An 11,736-nucleotide genomic window follows, 5' to 3' on the forward strand; every position below is an offset into this window, starting at 1 on the left:
CACCTCGATCGCCACGTCAGCTCACGGTGGTGTCCTCCGACCAGCTACTCCGGTAGAGGGTTCCCCGGCCCTGCGGGTCGGGGACACCATCGACAGGTGGCATCGACGCCGGGAACTCGTCCTCCGGCCCGTTGGGCCGCACTCCCCCGGTCGTCCGGGACCGGCGGAGCCGGGTGACGACGAACCAGACGAGCCCCGCCACGCAGGCCAGGATGACGACGTTCTGGAGAATACCGGCGTACTCCTCGACCAGGTGCCAGTTGTCACCGAGCAGGTACCCGGCCATGACGAAGGTGGTGTTCCAGATCAGACTGCCCAAGGTGGTGTAGACGACGAAGGTCCACACCGGCATTCGCTCCACCCCGGCTGGAATCGAGATCATGCTTCGGAAGATCGGAATCATCCGACCGAAGAACACCGCCTTGACGCCGTGCCGGAGAAACCACTCTTCGGTCTTGTCAACGTCGCTCAACTTCACCAGCGGAAGCCGGGCGGCGATGGCTCGCATCCGGTCCCGGCCCAGTGCCGCACCGATGTAGTACAGCGCGAGCGCGCCCACCAGCGAACCCAGCGTGGTCCAGAAGATCGCGCTGATGACGCTCATCCGCCCCTGCCCGGCAACGAACCCGGCCAGGGGAAGGATCACCTCGCTGGGAATCGGCGGGAAGAGGTTCTCCAGCCCCACGGCGAGGCCGGCGCCGGGCCCGCCCAGCCGTTCCACCAGCCCGGTCACGTGCCCGACCAGGCCGTCCTGCGGGGGTTCAGTCTGGTTGGCGGTGGTACTGGCGGAGAGGAGGGCGTACACGGTTCGAGGCATGGGCTATACGGTACGAACTCCGCCTGAGGGCGCGCCCAGGCGGTCGGCGGTACCCAGGTGACGAGATCGAGCGGGCCGGCGCCACGTCAGACCGATGGCAGGTCGGCCAGGATCTGGCCGAGGAGTTCCGGCGTACGCTCCGGCGGCTCCGCCTCCACGCAGAGCCGCTCCATCGCCAACGCGTAAAACTCCAGATCTTCCCGCTTGTCGAGGTAGAGGGCGCTGGTGAGCTGCTCAATGTAGACCACGTCGGGCAGCTCCTGGTCACCGAAGCGCAGGATGGAGAAGGCACCGCCCGCGGCGGCATGCCCGCCGGCGGCGAACGGTACGACCTGGAGCCGCACGTTCGGCAACCTCGTCGCCTCGATCAGCGCCGAAAGCTGCTGCCGCATGACCGCCGCGCCGCCGATCGGCCGGCGCAGGGCCGCCTCGTCCACCACGGCCCACAGCCGCGGCGGATCCTCCCCGTGCAGCACCTCCTGCCGCCGCATCCGCAGGGTGACCCGACGGTCAATCTCCGTCGCCGCGGCGCGGCTGTGCCCCAGGAGCACGACCGCCCGGGCGTACTCCTCGGTCTGGAGCAGGCCGGGCACGAACTGGAGCTCGTACGTGCGGATCAGGGCCGCTGCCGCCTCCAGCCCGAGGTACGCCTGGAACCAGGACGGCAGCACGTCACCGTACCGGTGCCACCAACCGGGGCTGTTCGCGTCCCGGGCAAGATGGAGCAGGGCGTCCCGCTCCGTGGGGTCGGTGATGCCGTAGAGGGTCAGCAGATCGGCGACATCGCGTTCCTTGAAGCCGACCCGCCCCAGCTCCATTCTGCTGATCTTCGACTCAGAGGCCCGAATCTCCCAGCCCGCGCCCTCCCGGGTCACCCCGCAGGTCTCTCGTAACCGGCGCAGTTGCGCGCCGAGCATCATCCGCAGGACGGTGGGGCCAGCCGATGACCCCCCCTCAACGGGCATCGTCGCCACTGCCGCCCCTCCGTTTGCTGGACCGCGCCGGGCCGGGCCTGACCCTGTCGCCGAGTCAGCATGCCATGGACCGTCGGTAAGGGGAATTGGTCCCGGCGGCGCGGCGTGGATCAGTGGATCAATGGATCAGGTGATCGAAGTCACCGTCCCGGGCGCCGAGCACGAAGGCCGCGATCTCGTCCACGGTATAGATCAGGGCGGGGCCGTCGGGGTGCCGAGAGTTGCGAACGGCGATGCCCGCACCATCGGGAAGTTCGGCCAGCTCGACGCAGTTGCCGCTGGGGTTGCTACGCCGGCTCTTCTGCCACCGCAACGGCGGTAGCTCGGGGATGGGAACGCCATTCGGTAGCGGCTGCATGTGCGCCCTTCTCGTCATGCATCCGTCCACATCGCAGCCCAAGCGGGTGCGGTGTGGACAGAGAGGCTCCTGCACGTGCATCTGCTATTGCATCTGCATCGGACAGAGAGCATGATAGCCGACAGGAGTGGTGTCGATCCGCTTACCTTTAGTCACCTTTACTGGGCGACGACCAGGGCAGATACGGTTCGGTGACCGTCGGCTATGCCGGGGCATCGGTGTGACGGGAGGACTCATGCCGGATCCGCTGACGATCGCGTCCGGCGTCTGCGCCGCGGGCGCCCTCGTCTCGTCCTGGCAGCTGCACCGCCGGGCGGTGCGGGCCGAGACGGAGATCGCCGTCCTCCAGGCCGAACTCGCCGCCGAACGCCACGCGGCCAGCCACGACCCGCTCACCGGCCTGCCCAACCGACGCGCCTTTCATCGACTGGCCGCCGCCCTGCTGACTCGAGCGGACGGGCGACCACTGATCGCCGTCGTCCTCGATCTCGACGACTTCAAACAGATCAACGATCGGTACGGGCACGCCGCCGGTGACCAGGTATTGGTCAACGTCGCCCAACGGCTCGCCGACTTCGCCGGGGACGACCCGGTCGCCCGGCTCGGCGGGGATGAATTCGCCGGGCTGCTCACCGCCCCCGAGGTCGAGCGGCGATGGCTTGAGCACGCCACCCGCCGGCTGCACGACGTCCTCGCCGCACCGATCCGGCTGCACTCGGCAAGCGTGCGAGTGACAGCCTCCGTCGGGTTGGCGCCGGTCACCTGCCCCGCTCAGCTCTCCGAGGCGCTGGACCGGGCCGACGCCGCGATGTACCGGGCGAAGAGCATCGACTCGCCCCACCTCCGCCAGCTCCTCGACAGCGCGAGCAGCGGCGACCGCTGAGCGGCCAGCCACCCCGCCCAGTGGTCGTCACGCGGAAGGTCGTCGGGCGGCCTGGCGACGGGCCAGCAACACGACAGCCAACAGGATGAGCCCCTCGAATCCGACCAGCGCCCGCTGGGCCAACCCGAGGTAGTCGGCCTGAGTGAGTTCACCTCTGGAGATGTCGTAGATGATCCGCCATCCCGCCGGCACCAGCTGCACCGCGCTGAGCAGCAGGCCCCACCGAAGACGCAGTGGTCCGGTGCGGTTGGCGGCGAAGGTCGGCCACAGCGCCGCCGCGAGAAACACCAGCCAACCGGAGACCGTGTGGGCGTTGACCACCGCCGCGGGGGCGGGACGCCCGTCCACCCACCGGTCGGGAAAGGCGGCCACGGCAATCGTGGCGACGCCCGAGAAGGCGAGCATCACGCGCCCCGCCATCCGCACCGTACGTAGGCCAACGGCGGACAGCACGACGCAGAGGCCGGAGCCGAGAATAAACAGGGTCATCACCCAACGATGGCTGGCGCCGTGTGCGGCGAGTTGACTGATCGAGTAGCTGACCTGGTCAAAGCCGCCTGGCTGGAGGGTGGCCGCGAACGCCGCGCCGCCGATCAACAGCAGCGGGGCCAGGAGGGCGGTGATCACGGTCCAGCCGGGCACGGTGGGCATGGAGCCATCATGCGACGAGGAGTTCCACACCACCCGAGATCTAGGGATATAACGGGGATCTTGTATCGCCTACAGCCCTGTGAAGACCACCGCCGCCTGGGCCTGCGACCTTTCTGCGCCGCCCTCCACACCTGGATAGGTCTGGACAGCATGATGAAGACCACAGCACCAGAAATACCCCCCGGGGTATAGTGGCAGCCGGAGGTGCCCGTGAAGCTTCGACCCGAGATGACCAGTGACGCACTGACCCGACTCAAGCGCGCCCGGGGCCAACTCAACGCTGTGATCGACATGATGGAAGACGGTCAGGACTGCCGGGAGGTGCTGACCCAACTCGCCGCGGTGTCGAAGGCCATCGACCGGGCTGGCTACAAAATCATCGCGTCGGGTATGCGTCACTGCAGCACCGCCCGAGAACAGGGCGAGGCGCCCGAGATGACCGAGGAGGAGCTGGAGAAGCTCTTCCTGGCCCTGGCCTGAGTCAACCAAAGAACCAACCCTCCGGCCGCATCCCGGCGACCGGAGGGGGTAACCGCACGCCAACCGAAAGACACCCACCTGCCCGCTGGATACCCCCTGGGGTATAGGTTCCCTGAAAGGAGCACGACAGTGAAGTTCCACGTGTCAGTCCTCGCGACCTCATCACTGGGCGACCGCAGCTACCTGGCCTCCGACGGTCAGGTGGCGGTCGTCGTCGACCCACAGCGTGACATCGACCGGATCCTGTACCTTGCCGGAGCGGCGGGGGTCCGAATCACCCACGTGGTCGAGACACACATTCATAACGACTACGTCTCCGGTGGGCTCGAACTGGCCCGGGTCACCGGTGCCCACTACCTGGTCGCCGCGGCCGAGCGGGTCGAGTTCGGACGACTGCCGGTCGCCGACGGCGACACCCTCGCGATCTCCGACACGATGCGCCTGCGGGTGATCGCCACTCCCGGCCACACCTTCCACCACCTGTCCTACGTCCTGGACTACGCAAACGATGGCGACTGGCAACCGGCGGGAGTCTTCACCGGTGGCTCGCTTCTTTTCGGCACCACCGGCCGCACCGACCTGCTCGGCCAGCAACACGCCCACGAACTGGCCCAACACCAGCACGCCTCGGCCCGGCGGCTGGCTGACCTGCTGCCCGACGGCGTCGAGGTGTGGCCGACCCACGGGTTCGGCAGCTTCTGTTCCGCCAGCCAGACCGACGCCCCGGAATCGACCATCGGCCGGGAGAAAGAGGCCAACCCGGTGCTCCGGCTGGCCGCCGACGACTTCATCACCGAGACCCTCTCCGGGTTGGACGCCTACCCGGCCTACTACGCCCACATGGGCGTTACCAACCTCAGCGGGCCGACACCGGTAGACCTCACCTCGGTCGCCCGCGCCGACGCCGCCGAACTGCGTCGACGAATCAATGCTGGCCAGTGGGTGGTCGACCTACGACACCGCACGGCGTTTGCCGCCTCCCATCTGGCCGGAACGGTAAGTCTCGGACTGGACGGGCCGATGTCCACCTGGCTCGGCTGGCTCATCAGCTGGGGCACACCGATCACCCTGCTCGCCGAGACCTCCGCGCAGATCGCCGAAGCACAGCGCGAAATGGTACGCATCGGCATCGACCGGCCAGCCGCCCAGGCGACCGGCGCGGCCGAGCGGTGGGCCGCCGACCACGGACAGCTACGTGAACTGCCGCTGGCAGACTTCGCCGCGCTGGCCGCCGCCCACGCCGGACAGCTTCCCACCGGGCTACCCGCCCCCGACGTCGTACTCGACGTGCGAATGACCAACGAGTGGACCGCAGGTCACATCGCCGGAGCCGTGCACCTTCCCCTACCCAACCTACCCCAGCAACTCCCCGACCTGCCCGCCGGCGCGGTCTGGGTGCACTGCGGTTCCGGCTACCGCGCCACCGTCGCCGGTTCGCTGTTGGCGAACGCAGGACGCGACGTGGTGGTCATCGATGACCGGTTCGCCGCGGCAGCGGGGGCCGGAGTCACCCTGGTCGGGCCGGACGCCCCCCGCGCCTGAACCGGCGCGGGCCGCCCGGCGACGAGCGGCACCTTCGCCCCATCCCATCGGAGCACCCGTGAACGAGGAGACCATGACCACCGCCGCCCACACCACCCTCGACGCCGCCCAGCTGCGGGAACTCATCGACTCGGGCCACGCCCCGCGCCTGCTCGACGTGCGCACCCCGGCCGAGTTCGAGACCGCACACATCCCCGGCGCCTACAACGTGCCCCTCGACCTACTCAAGGAACATCGCGCGGAGCTCCGCGACCACCTCGACGAGGACGTGGTCCTGATCTGTCACTCGGGAGCCCGGGCCGCCCAGGCCGAGCGGACGCTCGCCGGGATCGGCCTACCGAATGTCAAGGTCCTGACCGGCGGCATGGTGGCGTGGCGGGGCGCCGTCGGGCCCGTCACCGAAGGCACCCCCCGGTGGGACCTGGAGCGACAGGTTCGGCTGGTCGCCGGCGCCATCGTGCTGGCCAGTGTCCTGGCGTCGCTGTTCGTACCCGGTGCCGAGTGGATCGCCGGCGTCATCGGCGCAGGCCTGACCGTCGCCGCGCTGAGCAACACCTGCGCGCTGGGCATGTTACTCAGCAAGCTTCCGTACAACCGGAACGCCAGTGGTGACCTGGACACCATCGTCGGCCACCTGAGCGCCGCCTCGTCCGCTGGTCGACGATCGTGACCGTCAGCCTCACCCTGACCGTCGGACTGGCCGTCCTGATCGGGCTCAGCCTCGGCCTACTCGGCGGGGGCGGCTCCATCCTCGCCGTACCGCTCTTGGTCTACGTCGCCGACCTGCCGGCGAAGGAGGCGATCGCCACCTCGCTGCTGGTGGTCGGCGTGACCAGCGCGGTCGGCGTGTTACCGCACGCCCGCGCCGGACGGATCCGCTGGCGTACCGGGTTGCTCTTCGGGGCCGCTGGCATGGCGGGGGCCTACATCGGCGGCCGGCTGGCCGCGTTCATCCCGGCGACCATCCTGCTCACCGGCTTCGCGGTGATGATGCTCGCCACCGCGACCGCGATGATCCGCGGTCGCCGTGACGCCGGCGGCCCGACGGCGCCGCGCGAGCTCCCGGTACGGCGGGTCCTGCTGGACGGCAGTGTGGTCGGTCTGGTCACCGGCATGGTCGGCGCGGGTGGCGGCTTCCTGGTGGTACCCGCACTCGCGCTGCTCGGCGGCCTGCCGATGCCGGTCGCCGCCGGCACCTCACTGGTCGTCATAGCGATGAAGTCGTTCGCGGGTCTGGCCGGATTCCTGTCCAGCGTCAGCATCGGCTGGGGCCTGGCCGCCGCGGTCACCGCCGCCGCGATCACCGGCAGCCTGGCTGGCGCCCGGCTGGCCGGCCGCGTACCCGAGGTCGTGCTCCGCCGGACGTTCGGCGGATTCGTGGTGGTCGCGGGCATATTCATGCTGGTGCAGCAGGTGCCCGGGGATGGCCAGCTCACGATCCTGGCAGCCGCCCTCGCCGGCGCCCTCGGGGCGGTGGCGCTGCTCGTCGCCGGCCGCCGCCGCAGACCCACCGCGACCACCGGGCCGGTGCGCCGCACCTCACAGGATCACCGGGACGGATAGCTGACCACGCGGGCAGGAACTCACCGTTGCCTGCCCGGCATGTTGTCGGCCAGGGCGGGAAAGTGGCGGGGCACCCCCAGACGACGGGGGCGGGACGGAGGTCGACATGCGGGCAGTACTGTGGGTCATCGCCATCACCGCGGCCGTACTCATCCTGGTGGGACTGCTCTGGGATGCAGCCCAGTGGCTGATGGTCATCGGTGCGATCACGCTGGTGGTGTTGTTCATCATGGCGGTGGTCAAGGTACGCCGGATGAACCGGCAATCGCAGCGGCGGCACTGACCACGGGGCACCCGATCGGTAGTGCGGCGACAGGTACCTCGCCGGGTTGCTACCGGACCGTAGGTTACGGTCCGGTAGACGAACGTGGGGAGGATAGACACCATGAACCTGAGCGCCGAGCGGCCGTGGCTGCGTAGCTACGCACCGGGGGTGCCGACGACCATCACCCCGACCGACGAGTCCCTGGTTGATCTGCTGCGGGAGGCCGTTCAACGGTTCGGCGACCGGACCGCACTGGATTTCTTCGGCGCCACCACCAGCTACCGAGATCTGGCGGCGCAGGTGGACCGGGCAGCCGAGGCGCTTCGCCGCCTCGGCGTCGGCCGGGGTGACCGGGTCGCGCTGGTCCTGCCGAACTGCCCGCAACACGTGGTGGCCTTCTACGCGGTGCTCAGACTCGGTGCACTCGTGGTCGAGCACAACCCCCTCTACACCGAGCAGGAACTCGCCCACCAGCTCGCCGACCATGGCGCCCGGGTCGCCGTGGTCTGGAACAAGGTCGCCCCACTGGTGCAACGCACCGCCGGCACCACCAAGGTCGAAACGGTCGTCGCAGTCGATCTCAGTGCGGCCCTGCCCCGGCTCAAGCGCTGGGCGCTGCGGCTACCGGTGCCCCGAGCCCGCACCGCCCGCGCCGCGATCACCGCCCCTGCACCGGGCACCCTGGCCTGGGAGCGCCTGCTGGCCGACAGCGGGCCACTGGCTGCCGACCACCCCGCGCCAGAGCCGGACGACACCGCCCTGTTGCAGTACACCGGCGGCACCACCGGCACCCCGAAGGGAGCGATCCTGACCCACCGCAACCTACGCGTCAACGCCGCGCAGGGTCGCGCGTGGGTGCCGGGACTCCGGGACGGTGCCGAGACCGTGTACGGCGTGCTACCACTGTTCCACGCGTACGGGCTGACGTTCTGCCTGACCTTCTCGGTCAACATCGGCGCGACCCTGGTGCTGCTGCCCCGCTTCGACGTGGACGAGACCCTCCAGGCGATGCGGCGTCGCCCGCCGACCTTCCTGCCGGCGGTGCCGCCGGTCTACGAGAAGCTCGCCGTCGCCGCCCGGAAGCGTGGGGTCGACCTGAGCTCCATCCGGTACGCCATCTCCGGGGCGATGTCGCTGCCCCCGGCCACCGTGGGGCTGTGGGAGTCGGTGACCGGCGGGCTGCTGGTCGAGGGGTACGGGATGACCGAGACCTCCCCGGTGGCGTTGGGGAACCCGGTGTCCACGGCCCGGCAACCCGGCACGGTGGGCATTCCGTTCCCCGCCACCAACATCCGCATCGTTGACCCGGAGGACCCGACCCAGGACCGCGCCCTCGGCGAGGCAGGCGAGCTGCTGATCAGCGGGCCGCAGGTCTTCGCCGGGTACTGGTGCCGGCCGGAGGAGACAGCGGCGGTGCTGCTGCCCGGCGGTTGGCTACGGACCGGGGACATCGTGGAGATGAACTCGGACGGCTTCGTACGGGTCGTTGACCGGATCAAAGAACTGATCATTACTGGTGGGTTCAACGTCTACCCGTCCGAGGTGGAGCAGGCGCTGCGGCAGATCCCCGGGGTCCGCGACGCCGCGGCGGTCGGTCTGCCCGGCGCCGCTGGGGGCGAGGAGGTTGTCGCCGCGGTGGTGCTGCACCCCGACTGCACCATCGACGAGGCGGGCATCCGGGCCAGCTGCCGGGAGCAGCTGACCGCGTACAAGGTGCCGCGCCGGGTGGTGGTGGTCAACGACCTGCCCCGCTCCCAGCTCGGCAAGGTGCTGCGCCGGGAGGTCCGCGACCGGCTGCTAGCCGCCTGACCGGCCGGACACCGGGCCGCTGTACGCCCGGTTCACGGGAGCTCGTCCGGCCGCGTGACCGTTGGCCGGACGACACCCGGGCCGGCTGGGAAGGTCGGCCCGGATCGGCTCGGCGGCCCGGGCTGACTGACCTACGCCAACTCAGGCACCAGAGGTGCTGAGCGCCGGTGCCGACCGGTTGCTGGCCCGGTCACGCGGCCGGCGGTTAGGCAGCGACAGCCGGATGACCTTCTTCCAGGCGGAGAAGACCTGCCGGGGCAGCGATCCGGTGGTGTACTTCAGGCCGTACCGGTCGAAAAGCGCCCGGACCTCCGGGACGACCTCCCGGTAGCGGTTGCTCGGCAGGTCTGGGAAGAGGTGGTGCTCGATCTGGTGGGAGAGGTTGCCGGACATGATGTGCAGCAACCGGCTACCGCTGATGTTCGCCGAGCCGAGCATCTGCCGCAGGTACCACTCGCCGCGGGTCTCCCCCTCGATCGAGGTCTTCTCGAAGGTCTCCACGCCCTCCGGGAAGTGCCCGCACATGATCACGGAGTGGCTCCACAGGTTCCGGACCAGGTTCGCGGTGAAGGTCGCGGCGAGCGTGCTCAGAAACGACGGCCCGGACAGCAGCGGGTGCAGCACGTAGTCCTTCAGGACCTGACGGCGGATCTTACGGCCGACCGCCCGGGCCCGGGCCCGGAACGCCGGATCCCGGTGCCGGCCCTTCTTCAGGTTGCGCCCCAGTTCCAGGTCGTACGCGGCGATGCCGTACTCGAAGAAACAGGCATTGATCAGGTTCCACAATGGCTGCCCCAGGTAGAGCGGGTGCCACCGCTGGTCCTCGTCAACGCGCATGATGCCGTACCCGAGGTCGTTGTCCTTGCCGATCACGTTGGTGTAGCGGTGGTGCAGCTCGTTGTGTGAGTGCTTCCACTGCTCAGCCGGAGAGACGTGGTCCCACTCCCAGGTCGTGGAATGGATCTTCGGGTCCCGCATCCAGTCCCACTGGCCGTGCAGGATGTTGTGCCCGATCTCCATGTTCTCCAGGATCTTGGCGATCGACAGACCGGCCGTCCCGATAATCCACGCCGGCGGGAACAGCGAGAAGAGCAGCACCGCCCGGCTGCCCAGTTCCAGGCGCCGCTGCGTCCGGATCAGCCGGCGAATGTAGCGGGCGTCCCGTTCCCCCAGGTCGGCCATCACCCGGTCCCGGATCGCGTCCAGTTCCCTTCCGATCACCTCAATGTCTTCGGCGGTGAGGTGAGCGATCGGGTTGACGGGCTTGCGTTGCATGACGGTCACGTCGGTACTCCGGAATCAGTGGTCGAGGTCACAGGGGCCGGCGGCGGCCGACACGCAGGTCTGGACGAGGACACCGTCACCAGGAACCGCGGTGGTCAGCGACCCGTTGCGCAGGTCACGGACGGCACCCTGGCGCAGCGGCAGGACGCAGCCGTAGCAGATGCCCATACGGCAACCGGACGGCATGAGCACACCGGCCGCCTCCCCCGCCTCCAGCAGCGGGGTGCTGCCGTCGGCGGCGACGGTCACACCGCTGCGGCCGAAGGTGACGGTGCCGCCCTCGCCGGGCGAGATAATGGTGGGACGGAACTGCTCGGTGTGCAGTCGCCCGCCGCGGCCCGCGGCGGCCCAGTGCGCGGTCAGGGCGTCGAGGAGCCCGGCCGGGCCGCATGCCCATGTCTCCCGCTCGACATAGTCCGGCACCAACGCGGCCAGGTCGGCGAGGCTGAGCTGGCCGTCATCCCTGGTGTGCCGCTCCACCAGCCGGAGCGCGCCGGCGGCGGCCAGGTCCCGCAGCGCCGCACCGAAGATCACGTCCGCTGCGGTGGGTGCCGAGTGCACCAGCGTGACGTCCGCCCCGGTGAGGGCCCCACTGCGCAGCATCCCCATGACGGGGGTGATTCCGCTGCCCGCGGTCACCAGCAGCACCCGCGCCGGCGCGGTGGCTGGTAGAACGAAGTCGCCCTGCGCCTGGTGAAGCTGCACGATCGTGCCGGGCTGAGCGTGCCGCACCAGATGGTTGCTGACGAGGCCATCCGGGATCGCCTTGACGGTGATCGTGATCGGGTCGTGACGCCCCGCCGGAGCAGAGGTCACCGAGTAGGACCGCCACTGCCGCACGCCGTTGACATCCACGCCGAGCCGGACGTACTGCCCGGGGCGGTGCCCCTGCCAGTCTCGCCCCGGCTGGATCACGACGGTGGCGGCGTCCGGGGTCTCCGGGCGCACCTCGACGATCCGGCCCCGTAGGTCGGCGCCGGCACGCAGCGGGGCGACCAGGTCAAGGTAGTCGTCGGGCAGCAGTGGGGTGGTAACCGCCGCGGCGAGCCGCAGCAGCCCGCGACGCAGGGACGCCGGCGCGGACGGGCGCTGGACGGTGGTGGTCATACA

13 protein-coding genes are annotated in these 11,736 nt (G+C 69.7%); 7 read left to right on the forward strand and 6 right to left on the reverse strand.

Annotation, left to right across the window (positions count from 1 at the left end; all coding sequences use genetic code 11):
* Positions 1-16: 16 nt before the first annotated feature.
* The 3 genes from SALPAC6_RS0107845 to SALPAC6_RS0107855 form a co-directional block, all read right to left on the reverse strand.
* A complete protein-coding gene (locus SALPAC6_RS0107845) occupies positions 17-817 on the reverse strand; it encodes a DedA family protein (protein WP_026189425.1) in 801 nt (266 codons plus the stop codon).
* Between the two features lie 86 nt (positions 818-903).
* Positions 904-1,737: a helix-turn-helix domain-containing protein gene (locus tag SALPAC6_RS0107850; protein WP_188115238.1), complete on the reverse strand. Its 834-nt coding sequence runs from the start codon at positions 1,735-1,737 to the stop codon at positions 904-906.
* A gap of 172 nt (positions 1,738-1,909) precedes the next feature.
* Positions 1,910-2,149 carry a DUF397 domain-containing protein gene (locus SALPAC6_RS0107855; RefSeq protein ID WP_018252881.1) on the reverse strand — a complete coding sequence of 80 codons (240 nt, stop codon included), beginning with the start codon at positions 2,147-2,149 and terminating at the stop codon, positions 1,910-1,912.
* Between the two features lie 235 nt (positions 2,150-2,384).
* Between SALPAC6_RS0107855 and SALPAC6_RS0107860 the strand changes: the two genes are divergently transcribed.
* Positions 2,385-3,032, forward strand: a complete 648-nt coding sequence (locus SALPAC6_RS0107860; protein WP_018252882.1) for a GGDEF domain-containing protein — start codon at positions 2,385-2,387, stop codon at positions 3,030-3,032.
* Positions 3,033-3,059: 27 nt separating this feature from the next.
* Here SALPAC6_RS0107860 and SALPAC6_RS0107865 read toward each other — a convergent pair whose 3' ends face one another.
* Positions 3,060-3,683, reverse strand: a complete 624-nt coding sequence (locus SALPAC6_RS0107865) for a DUF998 domain-containing protein (protein WP_018252883.1) — start codon at positions 3,681-3,683, stop codon at positions 3,060-3,062.
* Positions 3,684-3,893: 210 nt separating this feature from the next.
* On the opposite strand from SALPAC6_RS0107865, the gene SALPAC6_RS0107870 reads away from it, so the two are divergent.
* The 6 genes from SALPAC6_RS0107870 to SALPAC6_RS0107895 all read left to right on the forward strand — a co-directional run bounded on the left by SALPAC6_RS0107870 (position 3,894) and on the right by SALPAC6_RS0107895 (position 9,342).
* Positions 3,894-4,163, forward strand: a complete 270-nt coding sequence (locus tag SALPAC6_RS0107870; RefSeq protein WP_018252884.1) for a metal-sensitive transcriptional regulator — start codon at positions 3,894-3,896, stop codon at positions 4,161-4,163.
* Positions 4,164-4,292: 129 nt separating this feature from the next.
* Positions 4,293-5,705 carry an MBL fold metallo-hydrolase gene (locus SALPAC6_RS0107875; RefSeq protein WP_018252885.1) on the forward strand — a complete coding sequence of 471 codons (1,413 nt, stop codon included), beginning with the start codon at positions 4,293-4,295 and terminating at the stop codon, positions 5,703-5,705.
* Between the two features lie 73 nt (positions 5,706-5,778).
* Positions 5,779-6,375: a rhodanese-like domain-containing protein gene (locus SALPAC6_RS0107880; protein ID WP_026189426.1), complete on the forward strand. Its 597-nt coding sequence runs from the start codon at positions 5,779-5,781 to the stop codon at positions 6,373-6,375.
* The gene (locus SALPAC6_RS0107885) at positions 6,372-7,268 is read left to right on the forward strand and encodes a sulfite exporter TauE/SafE family protein (RefSeq protein ID WP_018252887.1); all 897 of its coding nucleotides are present in this window, start codon (positions 6,372-6,374) and stop codon (positions 7,266-7,268) included. Before SALPAC6_RS0107880 ends, SALPAC6_RS0107885 begins: the two co-directional genes overlap by 4 nt.
* Before the next feature lie 106 nt (positions 7,269-7,374).
* Positions 7,375-7,551 (forward strand): hypothetical protein, encoded by a 177-nt coding sequence (locus tag SALPAC6_RS29660; RefSeq protein WP_018252888.1) that lies wholly within the window; start codon positions 7,375-7,377, stop codon positions 7,549-7,551.
* A gap of 102 nt (positions 7,552-7,653) precedes the next feature.
* Positions 7,654-9,342: a long-chain-fatty-acid--CoA ligase gene (locus tag SALPAC6_RS0107895; RefSeq protein WP_018252889.1), complete on the forward strand. Its 1,689-nt coding sequence runs from the start codon at positions 7,654-7,656 to the stop codon at positions 9,340-9,342.
* A 141-nt stretch (positions 9,343-9,483) separates the two neighbouring features.
* On the opposite strand, the gene SALPAC6_RS0107900 is transcribed toward SALPAC6_RS0107895, so the two are convergent.
* Both SALPAC6_RS0107900 and SALPAC6_RS0107905 read right to left on the reverse strand, forming a co-directional pair.
* Positions 9,484-10,626, reverse strand: coding sequence for a fatty acid desaturase family protein (locus tag SALPAC6_RS0107900; protein WP_018252890.1), 1,143 nt, complete (start codon positions 10,624-10,626; stop codon positions 9,484-9,486).
* A 15-nt stretch (positions 10,627-10,641) separates the two neighbouring features.
* Complete coding sequence (locus SALPAC6_RS0107905) at positions 10,642-11,733, reverse strand: ferredoxin reductase (RefSeq protein ID WP_018252891.1); 1,092 nt, start codon at positions 11,731-11,733, stop codon at positions 10,642-10,644.
* Positions 11,734-11,736: the final 3 nt, after the last annotated feature.

Origin of the sequence: Salinispora mooreana (assembly GCF_000379065.1) — a bacterium.
GTDB lineage: Bacteria > Actinomycetota > Actinomycetes > Mycobacteriales > Micromonosporaceae > Micromonospora > Micromonospora mooreana.

What these genes read in the sequence shown, in the direction of transcription:
- SALPAC6_RS0107845 (WP_026189425.1), bottom strand. Translation starts at nt 817, where the DNA reads ATGCCTCGAACCGTGTACGCCCTCCTCTCCGCCAGTACCACCGCCAAC.
- SALPAC6_RS0107850 (WP_188115238.1), bottom strand. Translation starts at nt 1,737, where the DNA reads ATGATGCTCGGCGCGCAACTGCGCCGGTTACGAGAGACCTGCGGGGTG.
- SALPAC6_RS0107855 (WP_018252881.1), bottom strand. Translation starts at nt 2,149, where the DNA reads ATGCAGCCGCTACCGAATGGCGTTCCCATCCCCGAGCTACCGCCGTTG.
- SALPAC6_RS0107860 (WP_018252882.1), top strand. Translation starts at nt 2,385, where the DNA reads ATGCCGGATCCGCTGACGATCGCGTCCGGCGTCTGCGCCGCGGGCGCC.
- SALPAC6_RS0107865 (WP_018252883.1), bottom strand. Translation starts at nt 3,683, where the DNA reads ATGCCCACCGTGCCCGGCTGGACCGTGATCACCGCCCTCCTGGCCCCG.
- SALPAC6_RS0107880 (WP_026189426.1), top strand. Translation starts at nt 5,779, where the DNA reads ATGACCACCGCCGCCCACACCACCCTCGACGCCGCCCAGCTGCGGGAA.
- SALPAC6_RS29660 (WP_018252888.1), top strand. Translation starts at nt 7,375, where the DNA reads ATGCGGGCAGTACTGTGGGTCATCGCCATCACCGCGGCCGTACTCATC.
- SALPAC6_RS0107895 (WP_018252889.1), top strand. Translation starts at nt 7,654, where the DNA reads ATGAACCTGAGCGCCGAGCGGCCGTGGCTGCGTAGCTACGCACCGGGG.
- SALPAC6_RS0107905 (WP_018252891.1), bottom strand. Translation starts at nt 11,733, where the DNA reads ATGACCACCACCGTCCAGCGCCCGTCCGCGCCGGCGTCCCTGCGTCGC.